The sequence below is a fragment of the Polyangiaceae bacterium genome, assembly GCA_015075635.1.
Lineage (GTDB): Bacteria > Myxococcota_A > Polyangia > Polyangiales > Polyangiaceae > JADJKB01.
Window position 1 is genome coordinate 2080979 of the sequence record JABTUA010000001.1, and the last position, 15731, is coordinate 2096709.

The following is a 15731-nucleotide window of genomic DNA, read 5'->3' on the forward strand; positions in this document are numbered from 1 at the left end:
CCGATGGACCTTCTGCTCGTTCGACACGGCGAGAGCGAGGCCAACGCCGAGGGCCGCTTGCAGGGGTCGCTCGACTACCCGCTCTCGGAGCGCGGCCGCGCTCAGGCCGGGCAGCTCGCACGCTGGCTGGACAAGAACGGCGTGGGCTGGGACTTCGCGTTCTGCTCGCCGCTCCTGCGCGCCAAGCAGACGGCGGAGATCCTGTGCGCCATCGACGGGCGTCCCGCCGCCAGCATCGAGCCGGATCTGGCGGAGCTCCGGGCCGGCGCCCTCGAAGGGCTCACCCGGGAGGACATGCAGGAGAAGCACCCGGAGTGGATGAAGCGCAGCGTCACCCAGCTCGGCGACTTCTCCGAGTTCGGCGGCGAGAGCTACGACCAGGTGCAAGAGCGCGCCACGCGGCTCATCGAACGCTGGACCCGGGACTACCGGGCGGCGAACGCGCGCCTCTTGGTGGTGGCCCACGGCGGCATCAACTTCCAGCTCTTGAAGCGCTTGATCTGCCTGCCCGTACCCCGCGTCGCCATCGTGCGCATGGGCAACTGCAGCGTGACGCAGGTCAAGCTGCGGGAACGCCGCGGCACGTTCATGGGGGAGCTCGTGTTCCACCTGCCCATCGAGATGATGGGCATGGTCGAGTCGGCGGACACCGGGGCGCTGTTCCGGTAGTTGCCGTTCCCAGCCTCGGGCCCTACGCTCTCTGTCGCATGCTCGGGCGGCTCGCGATCGCGTCGTGTCTCCTGGCCCTCGGTTGCGGCGACGGAGAGTCCGCCTCGACGTCCGGGGGCACCGGCGGCGCGGGCGGGAGCGCCGGCGCTGCAACCGGCGGCAGCGCGGGCAAGGCCCCGTGCAGCGAGGACCACGGTCCCGGCGCCGTGTGCGTGATGGAGGTGAAGGGGCGCACCGTGGACGCCCAGGGCGCGCCGCTCGGGCAGATCTCCACCAGCGTGTGCGGCTTCATCTGCTGGTACGGCGAGTCGGACGCGACCGGCGCGTTCAGCGTGAGCATCGGCGAGCGCATCGTGCCGACGGAGTTCTCGACCCTGCCGCACGGTCGCCCGACGCGCACGAGCTTCTACTTCGCGCTGCCGGAGGTCACCTCGGAGAGCGTCGAGGTCGGGGACTTGCCGTTGCTCGACCTGCCGCCGAGCGGGCCGTCACTGGTGGTCTGGCACGAGAAGCAGGGCGCGCCGGCCCAGACCGTGACGAGCGGTGAGCTGACGCTCGAGATCGGCGCGGGGACTCAGGTGAAGCTCGACGTGGAGGACGTGGCCCTCGGTGACGAGGGCAAGCAGTTCCGCGCGCTCGGCATCCCGGCGGCGAAGCGCCCGGCCTTCGCCGGGGAGGCGCTCGGCCTCGGCGCGCTCTGGGCGCTGACGCCCTTCGAAGCCGCCGTCATCGACGAGCAGAGCGGCTCGCCCGCGCTCGCCCGCATCAGTGCCGACAACACGCTGGGGCTGCCCGCGGATACCGCCGTCGAGTGGCTCGCGCTCGGCAGCTACCTGTTCGCGGACTGGGTGAAGCCCGCGGCCTTCGAGGTGGTGGCCAGTGGCAAGGTGAGCACCGACGGCACGCGCATCGAGATGGACGCGGGGCAGGGGGTCCGCTACCTTACCTGGCTGGGAGTGCGGAAGAAGCCATGACGCCCAAGCTCTTGCGTCGAGTCTCCGCGGGCCTCGCGCTCGCCATGACGCTCGGGCTCGGCGCGGCGGCGTGCGGCTCCGACGACGGCGGCGGCAGCAGCGGGAGCGGCGGTACGGCGCAGTCCGGTGGCGGCAGCGGCGGCACGCAACAGTCCGGCGGGAGCGGCGGCCTCGCGAGCGGCGGCGCCGGCAGCGGCGGGCTCGCGAGCGGCGGCGCGGCGGGCAGCGGCGGCAGCATGGATGCGGGCACCGATGCGCCCGTGAACTACGGTCCGTACCCGGCCGGCCCCTACGGCAACGAGGTCGGCGACACGATCGCCAACCTGGCCTGGGAAGGCTACGTGAACACCGCGGGCGCGGCGCCGGCCCACACGCTGCCCTACGGCGACTACTCCACCGACGAGATGCGGAAGAGCGGCAAGCCCTATGGCTTGATCCACATCTCCGCGTTCACGTGACCCGGCTGCAAGTTGGCCGCCGAGGTCCTCGGCGGGACGCAGCAGAAGGGGAAAGCGGCGGTCCTCGCCGGGGGCGTGGTCGTGGACGTGCTCCACTCCGGGGATCTGGTCGCCTGGAGCACCGCCTACGATCTGCACATCAGCGTGGTGAAGCCCAAGGACGGCGAGACCTTGAGCCAGCTGGTCAGCCGCGAGTGGACCTACGTGATCGATCTGAAGACCATGAAGATCGTGTGGAAGGGCTTCGGCAGCTATTCGGGCGGGGCGGCCTCGACCTCCACGATGACCGAGGGCCTGAACCAGCTGATGACCCTGCTCGGCAAGTGATCACCCGGCTTGTGCCGAGGCGAAAACGCAGGCATTCATCGGGCAGCAATGGTCCGGGGACGGTCGTGGCTCGCGGTGTGCGTCGCTCTCTGTGCCCTCGCGGGCTGCGGTGAGCCTCCGCCGCCGGCGCCTTCGGCGGTGATCCGAGCCTGTCCGTCGAGCCTGTGTGTCGGCGACGACTTCGCGACCAGCATTCACTTGGACGCGACCAAGAGCGCGCCGCGGCTCACGCTGGTGCAGGCGCCCCCGGATCCGAACGAGCCGCCCCTGAAGGTGCGCTGGTCGTTCAGCGGCTCGGCCTGGCTGTTCGACGATGACGGGGTGGCGACGCAGCCGGACGTGCTGGTGAGCATGGCTGCCGACCGCCCGCTGCACGTGGGCCTCCGGGTGGAGAACTCCGCGGGCGGCGTCAGCGAAGCGCTCAAGACCATCTCGGTGACGCCGCTCGACGAACAAGGCGCGTGTCCGCTGCCCGCTCCCATCGACGACTCGAGCGACGACTGCCTCGCGATCGGACCCGCAGGACTCTGATGAAGCGCGCTGCCCTCCTCGCCCTGGTGCTCACGCTCGGTGCGTCCGAGGCCCGCGCGACCAGCGGCACGGCGTTCGGCGAGAGCGCGAGGGTCGCGGCGCTCGGGACCTCGGTGGTCGGGCGTCCCGGGGACGCCGGTTCCATCCGCGAGAACCCCGGCGGACTCGGCGACGTGTCCGAGCCGCAGGTGATGCTGGGCGCGAGCGTGGGCCGGTTGAGCATCGGTTTTGCGCGCGACGGCGAGGCCGAGTCGGAGCGCGCGCGCTGGCTGGGCGGCTTCGGCCTCGCGGTCGCCACGCCGCTGCCGGGTCCAGACTGGCTCCGGCGCCTGCGCGTGGGGCTCGCGCTCTACATGCCCGCGGAGTACGCGCTGCGCGTCTCCGTGGACGAGCGGGTCGATGAACCCAAGAGCCCCATCTACGACGGGCGCCCGGATCGCATGAGCGCGCTCGCGGCGCTCGGCTACGAGATCCTGCCGCAGCTCAAGCTCGGCGCCGGCGTGGTCATGGCGCCGAGCTTGGCGACACCCACGGAGGTCTCCTACGACGCGGATCGGGCCGACGGCGTCGAGAAGGACGTGATGGTGCGGCTCGACCGCGATCTGGAGATGGACGTCTCGCCGTTCTTCGGGGCGCGCGCGCAGCCGCTCGAGAAGCTCGGCGTGGGGTTGACCTACCGCGCGGCCTCGGTCAGCCGCGCGGGCGGCAACCAGCGCACGGTGGCCGGCGGCATCCTCGCCGACGATCCCATCGACTACTACCAGTTCTGGGATCCGGCGGAGGTCGTGCTGGGCGTCGCCGCCGGTCCGTTCGCGGGCCTGAGCGCGTCGGCGGACGCCGGCTGGGCGCGCTGGAGCAAGTTTCGCAGCGGGTTCAACCGCGAGATCGACGCGCCCTTCGAGGACACGCTGAACCTGCGGGCCGGCCTCGAGTGGCAGGCGCTGCCGTGGCTCGCCGCGCGAGGAGGCTGGTCCCTCGAGCCGTCGCCGATCCCGGAGCAGACCGGGGACGAGAACTACCTCGGCGCCGACACCCATGTCGTGGCGCTCGGCGCGGGGGCCAACCTGCGAGAGCTCTGGCCTCGCGTGCCGGTCGCGGTGGACGTTTTCGGTCGGATGCACCTGAGTGGCAAGCAGCAGGCCGGCAAGGATCCGACCGAGCTCAGCGACGCGAGCGAGTCGCTGCCCGGCCAGCAGATCGACAACCTGGGCTACCCAGGCTTCAGCTCGACCGCGAGCTTCTGGCAGATCGGCCTTTCGCTCACGCTGTTCGTGGGCAGGGAGAAGTCGCGATGAGGAGGGTCCTCTTCGCCCTCGGTTTGCTGCTCGCGGCGAGCCCTGCCCGCGCGGGGGTCGAGGACACCTTCGGGCTCGGGCCCCGGGCCATGGCCCTCGGGAGCTCCTACGCGGCGCGGCCCGGCGACTTCGCCGCCGCGTATTACAACCCGGCGGGCCTCGCGCCCGGCGGCTCGCAAGGGGAGCGCGGCGGGTACTTCGAGCTTTCGCTCGCGTACCTGTACGCGTCGCCCAGCCTCTACGTCACCGGGGCGGACGGCGCCGAGATCGCCACGCCGGCGGTGCCGTCGAACACCGGCGTGGTCGCCGGCGCGCGCTTCAGCGTCGGTCAGCCCTTCGACCTCGATGGCCTGAACATGGGGCTCAGCGTCTACGTGCCCGAGCACCTGTTCCGCTGGACGATTCGCCCGGACGACGACGTGCAGTGGGCGCTGCTCACCGATCGCACCCAGGTGGTGAGCGCCAACGCCTCCCTCGGCTACCGGGTCACGCCCTGGCTATCGCTCGGGGCGGGCCTGCGCGTCATGTTCGACGTGCAGACGCTGACCCGCGGACGGGTGACCAGCGTGGAGCTCGACCAGGAGACCGGCAAGGTGCGCACGCACACCGAGCTCGGCACCGACGCGCAGGTGTTCGGCCGGGTCGCCCCGCTCGCCGGCGTGCTGATCACTCCAGCCGACGAGCTGCGCTTCGGGCTCACCTACCGCCACGAGAGCTACGTGGACGACTGGGGCGACACGCGCATCCGCGACGTGCCGATTCTGAGCAACATGGGCTACACCCACCGATTTGCCCACTACTTCGAGCCGACTCAGGTCACCGCGGCGGTCTCGGCCGACGTCCTGCCGGAGCTCGACGTCTCCTTCGATCTGACCTGGGCGCGCTGGTCGCGAGCGCTCTCGACCAACCAGAACGCGCAGAATTCCCCGGTGTGGGGCGACACCTGGACGCCGGCCCTCGGCAGCCGCTGGCGCGCGAACCAGGCGCTCTCGCTGCTCGGCGGCTACCGCTTCCAGAAGTCCCCCCTCGGCAACTTCGGCGGCCCGTCGAACCTGCTCGACAACGACCGGCACGTGCTCTCGCTGGGACTCGAGAGCGAGCTCGAGCGCTGGCTCACGCCGGGCTTCGACGCCAAGGCGAACCTCGCGTTCGAGCAAATAGTGCTCGTGGAGCGGAGCGAGACCAAGGACTATCGGCGTTTCCCGAGCGACGCAGCGCTCCAGAAGAACCCGGGCTATCCTTCCTACGTGTACGGCGGCAGCGTGCTCGCGATCTCGTTCGGCCTGGAGGCGAAGTTTTGAAGCGCGCGCTGCTGCTCTCCGCGCTGCTCCTCCTCGCCTGTGGTCCGAAGGACGAGGTCCGCGTCCTGCGCGACGACCACTGCCCGGTCGGCGGCTGCAAGGATGCCTCGACCGTCGGCGACGGCGGCCCGGTGGTGATCCCGCCGGAGCCCCTGGAGCCATGGGACGAGACCGGGCAGGGCTTGCTCAGCGGGATCTTCGCGGTCGAGACCACGATCAACGCGCGGGTGGGCATCCCGGTCGAGACGCGGCAGCTCTTTCGGCTGCGCATTCGGCAGTTGGGCAAGACGCTCCAGCAGAAGACCACGCTCTGCGCCTTCAAGCTGCCGAAGGTCGAGGGCCTGGCCACGCTGATCATCCCGCCGGAGCTCCAGGCGCTGATGGCGACCAAACACGTGGAGTCGAGCGGGGAGTTCTTGACCAGCGAGAGCCTGATCGGCGCCGGCTACACGCCACCGCCGTCGCTCCTGGTGGTGGGGGCCAACCTGAAGGACCCGGTGAAGGACAAGCTGCCGACCAAGGACGACCTGACCAACGCCTTCGACGAGGACCAGGACGGCAACCCCGGCGTGACGCTGCTGGCGAGCGTCGTCACCTGCGGCGAGGACAAGCTGGAGAAGCTCTTCGTGGCGCTGCGCACCGGGGTCAAGCTGACCGGCAAGGTGATGACCCCGGATCACATCGAGGGCAAGGCGGAGGTGGATCTCGATCAGTCCGTGATCGGCTTCTCCGACGACTGCCTGACCAGCGCCGCGCAGATCAACATCCTGGTGGAGCCCGGCAGCCCGTTCCGCGCGGTGCGCGTCGGAAAGGCCGAGGACGTGGACGACAACGGCAACGTCTCCTGTCCGGAGATCAGCGTGAACGCCAGCAAGCTGTTCGGGGCGTACTGGGACGGCTGATGCTCGCGCTCGAGTTCAGAGCGGGCACGCTCGAGATCCGAGACCTGCCCGAGGGGGCGCCGCTGCCGGCGAGCGTGCGCTGGGACGCACGCACCGCTTGCCACCGCGCCCCGGCCAGCGCCTACGCCGAGCTGGTGCTTGGGCTGACGCGGGCCGGCGTGCCCTTCGACGACCGAGCGCGGGGGTACGTGGAGCTCGCCGAGGGGCTCCGGGTCCGACGCGAGCCGCGCCCTTTCCAGTCGGAGGCGGTGGCGGCCTGGCGCAAGGCCCAAGGTCGCGGCGTGGTCGTCCTACCCACCGGCGCCGGCAAGAGCCACGTCGCCGTGCTCTGCATCGCGGACAAGCAGCGCAGCGCGCTGGTCGTGGCGCCGACCCTGGATCTGGTGCGGCAGTGGTACGACCTCCTGCGCACGAGCTTCGGCACGGAGGTCGGCATCGTGGGCGGCGGCGAGCACAGCGTCTTGCCGCTGACCGTGACCACCTACGACAGCGCCTACCTGCACATGGAGCACCTGGGCGCGCGCTTCGGCCTGGTGGTGTTCGACGAGTGCCACCACCTGCCGGGGGCGACCTACCAGCTCGCGGCCGAGCAGTGCATCGCGCCCTTCCGGCTCGGGCTCACGGCCACCCCGGAGCGCGCCGACGGTCGCGAGGCCGCCCTCTCCGAGCTGATCGGCCCGGTCGTCCACCGGGTCGAGATCGGCGCGATCGCCGGGAGCTTCCTGGCCGAGTACGACACGGTGCGTCTCTCCGTCGAGCTCAGCGCCGCCGAGCGCGCGGAGTACGAGGAAGAGCGCGCCGTCTACCTCGGGTTCCTGCGCGCCAACGGCATCCGAATGGGCACGCCGAGCGGCTGGAGCGAGTTCGTGATGCGGTCCGCGCAGCGCACCGACGGTCGCCGCGCGATGCGCGCCTACCGGCGCCAGCGCGAGATCGCCTTCGCCTCCGCCGGCAAGCTCGATCTGGTCGAGCACCTGCTCCACGAGCACCGGCGCGATCGGGTCTTGATCTTCACCCAGGACAACGCCACCGCCTACGCCGTGTCGCGCCGCTGTCTGGTGCCGGTGATCACCCACCAGACCAAGATCCGCGAGCGCAGCGAGATCCTGGAGCGCTTCTCCAGCGGCGTGTACGGCGCGGTGGCGACCAGCAAGGTGCTCAACGAAGGCGTGGACGTCCCGGACGCCAACGTGGCCATCGTGATCAGCGGCTCCGGCTCGGTGCGGGAGCACGTGCAGCGCCTGGGCCGCATCCTGCGCCAGCGCGAGGGCAAGCAGGCGCTCCTGTACGAGCTGGTGAGCGGCGGCACCAGCGAGACCTCCACCAGCGAGCGGCGCCGCGACCACGAGGCGTACCGCTGATGCTGGGCCCCGACCACGTTCGCGTGCGCCGCAAGGGCGACGAGCTGATCCTGCCGGCCTTCGACAAGAAGCGCCGGGCGCGGGCCTTGGCGCTGGCGGAGGAGATCCTGCTCATCGCCCAGGAGCTCTGCGGGCAGCGGAAGAGCGTCTTCACCGAGGCCTTCGCCGCGGTCGAGCACAAGCCCAGCGAGCGCCGCATGCTCGACGGCCTGGGCAAGCTCCTGCTCGACGCCTGCGAGACCCAGATGCCGACGGGCGTGGACGCGGTCGCGCTCCGGCGCGCGCTGTTCGAGCGCGCTGCTCGCGAGCGCCGCGCGCTCGATGCCGGGGCCAAGCTCGACCGTCAGGTGATGCTCGACGCCGCCGGCGCCGAATTCGGGCTGAGCGCCGAGGCAGTGGACGAGGCGCTCTACTCGGATCTGGCGAGCGAGGAGCGGGTGGTGCGCGTGCCGAGCCTGCGCGCCGAGCACCTGGCCGAGGACTACGAGCGCTCGAGCCGCCAGGCCATCCTGCTCAGGGCGGTGCGGGTCACGGCCGACGTCGTGTGCCGCTCGCCGAACGCGTACCGAACGCTGTTCGGCAAGCTCAAGTTCCGGCGCCTGCTGCACCGCATCGAGCGCACCGAGCGCGGCTACCGGATCGTCATCGACGGACCGCACAGCCTGTTCGACTCCGTGACCAAGTATGGCCTCGGCCTGGCGCTGGTCTTGCCGGCGCTCGAGGCCGTGGACGAGCTCCGGCTCACGGCGGAGCTCCGCTGGGGTCGCCGCCGCGAGCGGCTCACGTTCCGCTACGAGATGCGGAGCGACAGCGGCGCCGACGAGGCCCCCGCGCTGAGCTCCGACGTGGCGGCCTTGCTCGAGGCGTTCGCGTCGCTCTCCACGCCCTGGCGCGCCGCTCCCGCGGAGTGCGTCTTCGACGTGCCGGGGCTCGGCGTGTGCGTGCCCGATCTCACGTTCACCCACGCCGAGACCGGCGAGCAGGTCCACCTCGAGGCGCTGGGCTACTGGAGTCGGGACGCGGCGTTTCGGCGGGCGGAGCTCTGCCTGGGTGGGCTCCGCGAGCCCATCGTGTTCGCGCTCTCGAGCCGCCTCCGGGTCAGCGAGGAGATCCTCGACGAGCGGAGCGCGAGCGCCTTGTACGTGTACAAGGGGGTGATGAGCGCCCGGGCGGTGGAGCGCCGCCTGGACGAGCTCCGCGCACGGCTTTGCGCCGAGCGGCGGGTCGTGTAGAACTGACGGCGTGATCGGCACTCGCGCGAAGCACCTCTTGGTCGAGTACGAGGGCTGCGATCCGGCGATTCTGGACGACCTGGAGCGCATGACGGCGCTGATGCGGGAGGCCGCCGTGGCCGCCGGCGCGACGGTGGTGGCCGAGGCGTTCCACCGCTACCGACCCCAGGGGGTCACCGGCGTCCTGGTGATCGAGGAGTCCCACTTCTCCGTGCACACCTGGCCGGAGCACGGGTATGCGGCGCTCGACTTCTACACCTGCGGCGACTGTGAGCCGGAGCGCGCCGACGAGGTGCTGCGCCGGGCGCTTCGCGCCAAGCACGCGGAGGTCGCGCTGGTCGAGCGGGGGCTCCGGCTGGTGACGGGCTCGATGCAGCTGGTCGAACGGCGGAGCGGGCCGGTGCTACCCCGAGCCGAGGGCTGAGGGAGCTCGGAGGCCGAGGCGGCAGGTGAGGGGACTCGGACCGGTCGCCGTCGCCCTCGCGGGGCTCGCGTTCGCCCCGCCGGCCGCCGCGCAGAGCATCGGCGGGCAGGTCGATCGGCACGTGGACAAGAACCTGCCGAACGGTGGCGGCAAGAAGAAGCCCAAGTCGAACAAGAAGAAGAAGCACCACTCCGCGCCGCGTCCCGGGCCCGAGCCGGGCCCCGCGCCGCCGCCCGGCCCTGCGCCGCCGCGCCCGAAGCCCAAGCAGTCCGAGCTCCCGCATCGGATCTTCGGCAAGAAGTTCCAGCTCGACCCCACCACGGGCCTCGCCTACCGCGGCTGGCGCCCGCAGAGCTACCAGGACATGGACGTCTCCACTGAGAACGCCCTGACCTGGCACGTGGGAGCCCGCGCCAAGCTGTTCTTCATCTCCATCAACCACGCCTACTACGAGTCCAACGGCCTCTCGTCGCCGCGCCGGGGCGGCGCCAGCGTCGCCGCCCGCGCCGCCGCCGCCACGCCCGCGGCAGCCTGGTTTCTGGGCGCCATCGGCTTCCCGTTCGACTGGGTGCTCGAGCCCATCATCCGCTACGAAGCCCGCGCTTTTCAGACCAACCTGAAGCCCGAGCGGCCGGTGCGCGTGATCCCCCACTCGGCCAGCAAGCACGACGACCTCTCGACGTTCCCGGCGACCACCTCCGAGCTGACCATGACGAGCGCCTTCGAGACGTTCGTGGTCGGGCTGCGCTACCACCACGACAACGATCCTTCCGGGATCATCTCCAGCGAGAGCGGCTCGTTTCCCAAGCTCTACTTCGGCGTCGGCCTCACGCAGTACAGCAAGCCCTACCAGGTTCGGGTCGGCAGCGCGGTGCTCTCCGAGCTCCTGTTCGACGCGCGCATGCGCGGCGGCGGGCTCGCCCTCGGGCTCGAGACGGGGCAGAAGCCCGAGGCGTTCTTCGTGGACGTGTCCACCCAGCTCGGCATCGGCGAGGTGCGCCTGACCCGGAATTTCACCGTCAACGAGACGCTGCCGGACGGCTGGCTCATCGGCTACGCGCAAGGCGAGCTCACGGCGGGCTACCTCCACCCGCTCACGCGCACCCGGCCCACGCTGCTCGGCGGCCTCGCCGCCTCCGCGGGCGGCGCCACCTTCTTCTATTTCAAGCCGCTGACCACCAGCGAAGAGGACAAGAGCACGCCGGCCCTCAACTGGGACCTGCTCTGGGGTCTGCGCGCGTTCATCGTGGTGCCGCTTTAGGGGGGTCCCCAATTCGCGCTCCGCTGGCGAGCGCCAACGCCACGCGACCCTTCCGTGCGGTCGAGACGGCCGGCGCCGGGCCCAGCCGGTTTTCGCACTCACGTCTCATTGGCGGATCGAGATCTGATCATGGCAAGACTGCTCGAGTGATCCCGGGGCTCGGCTGACCGCCGAGCGGCGCGAATCCAGCCGCTCGGTCGCCGACCGAACTAGGGACCCCCCACTAGCGCGCCGCCGTGAACACGTCGAAGTCCACGCCGCCCTCGACGTGGGCGTCCGTCGAGAAGTAGAGCGAGCAGAAGCCGGGGCTCAGAGACGGAGTGCGCAGCGACACGTTGGTCTTGGCGACGCTCGTCTCGACGGCGGTGCGCACCGCCTTGAGCTCCTTGGCCGTGCCGATCTGCTGGCCGGTCGTCGGATCCATGTAGGTGTAGAACAGCGCGCGCACGCCGCCGTTGACGGCCAGCGCGCAGTTCGGCTGATCGTGGCGCGGCGAGCTGAAGAAGAGCACCGTGCCGTCCGGCGTCACCCAAGGCTCGAGATCCTCGTCGATCACCGCGCAGCCGTTCTCGAACGTCAGCGGTACCTGAGCGACCGAGCCGCCGGCGACCGGGAAGGTGTACAGGCCCGGCTTGCTGTTGCGATCGCTGATCCAGTAGAGGCGCGCGTTGCCGCCCAGGTAGGCGTACGCGGGGTTGTAGTCTCGCGAGCCCGAGGTGGACTGGTTCAGCGGCGCGCCGAGCGGCGCCGGCGAGCCGGCGCTCTTGAACAGCTGGCTCGTGAAGAGCTGAAGCTTTCCGTTGCGCTTGCTGTCGAACAAGACGAACGGCTCCGTCGTCGTGGTCCCGTTCGACGGATCGACGGCGCCGGTCGGGATGATCACCGGGCCGGAGTCCTCTTGGTTCGGGTAGTTGACCAGGTTGCCGAGGTTGTTGGTCAGCGCGGTCCAGCCGGTTCCTTGGGCCGTCGCGGTGTAGAGATCCAGCTCGTTGGAGGAGTTCCGGCGCAGCACGACGCGATCGGTGCTCGTGAGCGTGGTGATGCGTGGGAAGAGATCGTCGGCGCTGCTGCTCAAGCCCGCGACCTTGGCGACCGGATCGCCGAAGGCGAGCCAGGAGAGATCGGTGCAGGGCGCGCAGGTCTGCTTGCACGGATTCCAGTACTGCCCCGTCGCGCAACCGGCGTCGGGCGCGGAGCCCGCGTCTGCCGGAGGGATGCAGTTGCCCGCGTCGGGGCCGGCCTCGACGTCCGGCGTCACGTCGGCGGAGACGTCGCTCGGGGAGTCCAGCGAGGCGTCGCCGCCGCTGCCGCCGGTTGCGCCGCTGCCGCCGCTGCCGCTGCTGCCGCCGGTCGCGCCGCTGCCGCCGCTGCCGCCGCTGCCGCCGGTCGCGCCCACGCCGCCACCGAATCCTCCTCCGCCGAAGTTGGTCCCGCCGCTGCCACCGGTGCCCCCCTTGCCGCCGGTGCTGGGCTTGTCGTCGGCGTCGTCGCCGCCCGCACAGCTCATGGCGGCACCCGCCGCACACAGACCCAAGAGGACGCCCGAAAGCCAGTGTGAACGCATGGGCCCGAGTCTCCTCCAAACCCAGGGCTGCCTGCAATCGCCCGGGGAAGATGTCGGCCCGAGCGCTCGTAAGGGGGGGTCACGTTTCGGAGGAGGTTCGGGTGGGTTCATCGTTCCTGCGCAAAGCTCTGGGGTTGCTCTCGGTCTCGGTTCTGCTCTGGTCGGCCGAGGCGGGCGCGGATGCGCCCAAGCCGGTAGCGGTGGCGAAGGCCGCGACCGGGGCGTTCGGGGAGCGAGATGGCATCGGCGAGGATGTGCGGGCCGGCAAGCCGCTCGTGATCGAGGTGTTCGTTCCGCTGTGCTCGGACGCCAAGGGCGGGCCTTGCGGCAAGCACCCAGGGGCCGGGGATCCGAGGAACCTGGAGGACAACCTGTATTGGGGCGCGGTGTTCGGTGCCAATCGCTTCCTGTCGCGCCGCGACACCGGCTGGGCGCGCGTGGAGGCCGGCCCCGCCGAGAGCTTCGAGCTCGAGCGAGTCGCGTTCAAGCGCAGCGTCAGCGGCGCGCCCTGGGGCACCATCGGGAGCGTGGAGGTGTACGTGGTGCTCCACGCCATCGACGGCGACTCCGGTGGTGACGCGCTCGAGCGCTTCCTGGAGGTCGCTGCCCGCGGCGGCAGCGTCAGCGTCGGCGGAGCATCGGAGCGCGTCCACGCGGTGGGGTTCATGGGCAGGAACCCGCTCTTGAAGAACGGCCGCGTGCCGGAGAAGCTCGAGCTTCCCGTGGCGGCCGCCGGCACCGGCATCCCGATCTTCACCAGCATGGCGCACGCGCGCGAGACGCTCGGCGCCTGGGTGAAGCGCAGCGGGTCGCGGGAGATCCTCTTGCCGCGCGGGCCGGTCGCTTCCGAGGGCTACGTGCTCGACGCCGTGGCGCAGGGCCTCGCGCGGAACGAGGCAGCCTGGAGCGTGCGCAAGCGGGTGGCGAAGGCCTACACGCGCTGGCACAAGGTGCCGGCCCCACTGGCCGAGGCGTATTTCTCTCCGGCTCCGCCCAAGAGCTGGAGCTTCGGCGCCGACAAACCGCTGAGCTGAGCGCGCGGGCTGGCGCCCAGTCCCGCTCGGTGTCGGGCCGGACAGAGGTTGAGAAGCGACGCGTTCTCGAAGAGTCGAGGACGGTCACGGGTACGGCGCGCGAGCAGGCGCAAATTCGCACTCGAGGTCAGGACGGGCCGGCGCTGGAGGTCGGGGCGTGGCTCTCGGGTGGCGCCGGGCGTTGGTGAAGCGCTGGCGGCGTCGGCGCAGTGGTCGAGCGCACGACGCAGAGCTCGATGACCGCGAGTGCGGCACTGCGTGCAGCTGCCTGGAGGGAGCGCCATCGGACTCGAGCTCGACGCGCAGCTTCCGGACCCACGGCGCTGCCGCTGACAAAGACCACCAAGGGCATCCCGTGCACGCCCGTTTGTTTGCGGGCGTGCGAGCAGCGGTGCGCCCGGCATGGGCACAACCTTGGAGGTGGAAGTCCTCGAAGGTGGTCATCAAAATCGAAGCGAACCGCAACTGCGGAAGGGTGACCGACCGTGGGAAGGAAGCGGGGAGCGAAACCGTGGGCCGACGAACAGGAATCGGATACGAGGCGGAGTCGGGTGAGCGAGCAGGCCGTATTCTGCGAAGCTCGGATGACCAAGACCCGGCGACGTAGATCCGGCGGTCGTGCGGTGAAGGGTTGTGCATTACCTGGGGAGATCTCGCCTTGCGCCTGAAAGGGCGACGCTGTGCGAACGGCGGAGCGAGAAGTCAGCAGAGGTCGTAGTAGTCGCTGAGCTCGGCGACGAAGGACCGAACGAAGAGGAGAGCGAACGAACGTGGGTCTCAAAGGCACCAGGTCTCAGATGTCCGGGCAACTGGAGCTCCCGCTGGCAGATAGGGGTGAAGCCCCGAACAACCCGCGGAGCGAGGAAGTGCCGATGGCGACGCATGAGCTCGTACGCTCGGGAGCGAGCGACCTGATGATGAAGGTGTGTGAACGCCAGAATCTTCAGGCCGCGTTGAACCAGTGAAAAGGAACAAGGGCAGTCCTGGTATCGATGGGATGACCGTAAGCGAGTTGCCCGACTACCTGCGCGCTCACTGGCACGAGCTCCGCGAGCAGTTGCTCACGGGGCGTATCGGCCCGCGCCGGTGAGACGGCAGCTAATTCCCAAAGGGAACCGGCGGAATGCGAGAGCTCGGCATTCCTACGGTGCTCGATCAGTTCATCCAGCAGGCCCTGCTTCAGGTCCTGCAACCGATGTTCGATCCGAGCTTCTCGCAGCACAGCCACGGCTTTCGACCCGGGCGGCGCGCACACGACGCTGTTCGTGAAGCGCAACGCTTCGTGCAAGAGGGCCGGCGGTGGGTGGTCGATGTCGATCTGGAGAAATTCTTCGATCGCGTCAACCACGACGTGCTGATGGGAAAGCTCGCGAAGCGGATCGCGGACAAGACGATGCTCGGACTCATCCGCCGCTACTTGAACGCCGGCATCATGGTCGGCGGAGTGGTGGTGGAACGGCACGAGGGAACGCCGCAAGGCGGGCCACTCGCCGTTGCTCGCGAACGTGCTGCTCGATGACATCGACAAGGAGCTGGAGAAGCGCGGACACGCCTTCGTGCGCTACGCCGATGACTGCAACGTTTACGTGCGGTCGCGGCGCGCCGGCGAGCGCGTGATGGAGCTGCTCCGGCGGCTCTACGCGAAGCAACGGCTCCAAATCAACGAGTCGAAAAGCGCGGTCGCACATGCCTTCGAGCGACAGTTTCTCGGTTTCGCATACTGGGCAGCGCCCAAACGCGAGATCCGAGTCCGCGTCGCACCGAAGGCCGTTGCAGCGATGAAAGCTCGAGTGCGGCGGACTACCCGCCGTAACGGCGGAAGAAGCCTGGCGCGGGTTTGCGAGGACTTGAAAGCATTCCTAACCGGATGGAAGGCATACTTCGATCTGGCCAAAACGCCGAAGGTCTTCGCCGATCTCGACCGTTGGATTCGACGCCGGCTGAGAATGCTCCAGCTCAAGCAGTGGCGACGCGGTCGCACCGTGTTTCGGGAGCTCGTGTCACGCGGTCTGACCGTGTGGCGCTCTCGTCGCGGTGCTGCCAACCACCGCCGTTGGTGGCGGAGCGCAATCAGAGACATCCAAATCGCACTTCCAAACTCGCTCTTCGACGAGCTGGGCGTACCCCGGCTCGCCGCGTGACCTCAACTTTTCGAACCGCCGGATGCGGTCCCGCACGTCCGGTGGTGTGGGAGGGGTCGCCGGGCGAAACCGGCGCCCCTATCCCGATTTTCAGCGTACGGTGACCTGAAGGAAAGAGCATCGAGACGTCGATTTCTCTTGACGCATTCTCGAGCGACGCGCGTTCGCGTTCGACGACAACGCGGGTGAGGGCCTCTCGCTCGCGCGTGGTGACGCGCTCGTGCGCGTTCGTGCGCGCGACGACGCGCGACGCGTTC

Annotated in this window: 14 protein-coding genes and 1 pseudogene; 14 read left to right on the top strand and 1 reads right to left on the bottom strand. The window is 70.0% G+C overall.

Features of this window, described 5'->3' with window-relative positions; translation table 11 throughout:
- Positions 1-3: 3 nt before the first annotated feature.
- From HS104_09300 to HS104_09355, 12 genes are read left to right on the top strand one after another with little or no spacing between them, the layout of a single operon-like run.
- Positions 4-669, top strand: a complete 666-nt coding sequence (locus tag HS104_09300) for a histidine phosphatase family protein (protein ID MBE7480166.1) — start codon at positions 4-6, stop codon at positions 667-669.
- A gap of 38 nt (positions 670-707) precedes the next feature.
- A complete protein-coding gene (locus HS104_09305) occupies positions 708-1643 on the top strand; it encodes a hypothetical protein (GenBank protein ID MBE7480167.1) in 936 nt (311 codons plus the stop codon).
- Positions 1640-2101: a hypothetical protein gene (locus HS104_09310; GenBank protein ID MBE7480168.1), complete on the top strand. Its 462-nt coding sequence runs from the start codon at positions 1640-1642 to the stop codon at positions 2099-2101. Before HS104_09305 ends, HS104_09310 begins: the two co-directional genes overlap by 4 nt.
- A gap of 12 nt (positions 2102-2113) precedes the next feature.
- On the top strand, positions 2114-2428 hold the full coding sequence (locus tag HS104_09315; GenBank protein ID MBE7480169.1) for a hypothetical protein: 315 nt from the start codon (positions 2114-2116) through the stop codon (positions 2426-2428).
- Between the two features lie 48 nt (positions 2429-2476).
- Positions 2477-2959: a hypothetical protein gene (locus tag HS104_09320; GenBank protein ID MBE7480170.1), complete on the top strand. Its 483-nt coding sequence runs from the start codon at positions 2477-2479 to the stop codon at positions 2957-2959.
- Entirely contained in the window at positions 2959-4254 is a 1296-nt protein-coding gene (locus HS104_09325) for a hypothetical protein (protein MBE7480171.1), read from the top strand. The genes HS104_09320 and HS104_09325 overlap by 1 nt, the downstream gene beginning before the upstream one ends.
- Positions 4251-5555, top strand: a complete 1305-nt coding sequence (locus tag HS104_09330) for an outer membrane protein transport protein (protein ID MBE7480172.1) — start codon at positions 4251-4253, stop codon at positions 5553-5555. Before HS104_09325 ends, HS104_09330 begins: the two co-directional genes overlap by 4 nt.
- Entirely contained in the window at positions 5552-6457 is a 906-nt protein-coding gene (locus tag HS104_09335) for a hypothetical protein (GenBank protein ID MBE7480173.1), read from the top strand. The genes HS104_09330 and HS104_09335 overlap by 4 nt, the downstream gene beginning before the upstream one ends.
- Positions 6457-7818, top strand: coding sequence for a DEAD/DEAH box helicase (locus tag HS104_09340; protein ID MBE7480174.1), 1362 nt, complete (start codon positions 6457-6459; stop codon positions 7816-7818). Before HS104_09335 ends, HS104_09340 begins: the two co-directional genes overlap by 1 nt.
- Positions 7818-9050 carry a DUF790 family protein gene (locus tag HS104_09345; protein MBE7480175.1) on the top strand — a complete coding sequence of 411 codons (1233 nt, stop codon included), beginning with the start codon at positions 7818-7820 and terminating at the stop codon, positions 9048-9050. Before HS104_09340 ends, HS104_09345 begins: the two co-directional genes overlap by 1 nt.
- A 13-nt stretch (positions 9051-9063) precedes the next feature.
- Positions 9064-9474, top strand: a complete 411-nt coding sequence (speD, locus tag HS104_09350) for an adenosylmethionine decarboxylase (GenBank protein ID MBE7480176.1) — start codon at positions 9064-9066, stop codon at positions 9472-9474.
- A 25-nt stretch (positions 9475-9499) separates the two neighbouring features.
- On the top strand, positions 9500-10735 hold the full coding sequence (locus tag HS104_09355) for a hypothetical protein (protein ID MBE7480177.1): 1236 nt from the start codon (positions 9500-9502) through the stop codon (positions 10733-10735).
- Positions 10736-10958: 223 nt separating this feature from the next.
- On the opposite strand, the gene HS104_09360 is transcribed toward HS104_09355, so the two are convergent.
- Complete coding sequence (locus tag HS104_09360) at positions 10959-12299, bottom strand: hypothetical protein (protein ID MBE7480178.1); 1341 nt, start codon at positions 12297-12299, stop codon at positions 10959-10961.
- A 101-nt stretch (positions 12300-12400) separates the two neighbouring features.
- Here HS104_09360 and HS104_09365 point away from each other — a divergent pair, with 101 nt between their 5' ends.
- Together HS104_09365 and ltrA are read left to right on the top strand one after the other, a co-directional pair.
- Positions 12401-13333 carry a hypothetical protein gene (locus tag HS104_09365; protein MBE7480179.1) on the top strand — a complete coding sequence of 311 codons (933 nt, stop codon included), beginning with the start codon at positions 12401-12403 and terminating at the stop codon, positions 13331-13333.
- Between the two features lie 917 nt (positions 13334-14250).
- Positions 14251-15474: pseudogene (gene ltrA / locus HS104_09370) on the top strand (group II intron reverse transcriptase/maturase).
- The last annotated feature ends 257 nt before the right edge of the window (positions 15475-15731 follow it).

Bases quoted from the DNA above. Each gene is read 5' to 3' on its own strand.
- HS104_09300 (MBE7480166.1), top strand. From the start codon at position 4: ATGGACCTTCTGCTCGTTCGACACGGCGAGAGCGAGGCCAACGCCGAG.
- HS104_09305 (MBE7480167.1), top strand. From the start codon at position 708: ATGCTCGGGCGGCTCGCGATCGCGTCGTGTCTCCTGGCCCTCGGTTGC.
- HS104_09310 (MBE7480168.1), top strand. From the start codon at position 1,640: ATGACGCCCAAGCTCTTGCGTCGAGTCTCCGCGGGCCTCGCGCTCGCC.
- HS104_09320 (MBE7480170.1), top strand. From the start codon at position 2,477: ATGGTCCGGGGACGGTCGTGGCTCGCGGTGTGCGTCGCTCTCTGTGCC.
- HS104_09325 (MBE7480171.1), top strand. From the start codon at position 2,959: ATGAAGCGCGCTGCCCTCCTCGCCCTGGTGCTCACGCTCGGTGCGTCC.
- HS104_09330 (MBE7480172.1), top strand. From the start codon at position 4,251: ATGAGGAGGGTCCTCTTCGCCCTCGGTTTGCTGCTCGCGGCGAGCCCT.
- HS104_09340 (MBE7480174.1), top strand. From the start codon at position 6,457: ATGCTCGCGCTCGAGTTCAGAGCGGGCACGCTCGAGATCCGAGACCTG.
- HS104_09345 (MBE7480175.1), top strand. From the start codon at position 7,818: ATGCTGGGCCCCGACCACGTTCGCGTGCGCCGCAAGGGCGACGAGCTG.
- HS104_09360 (MBE7480178.1), bottom strand. From the start codon at position 12,299: ATGCGTTCACACTGGCTTTCGGGCGTCCTCTTGGGTCTGTGTGCGGCG.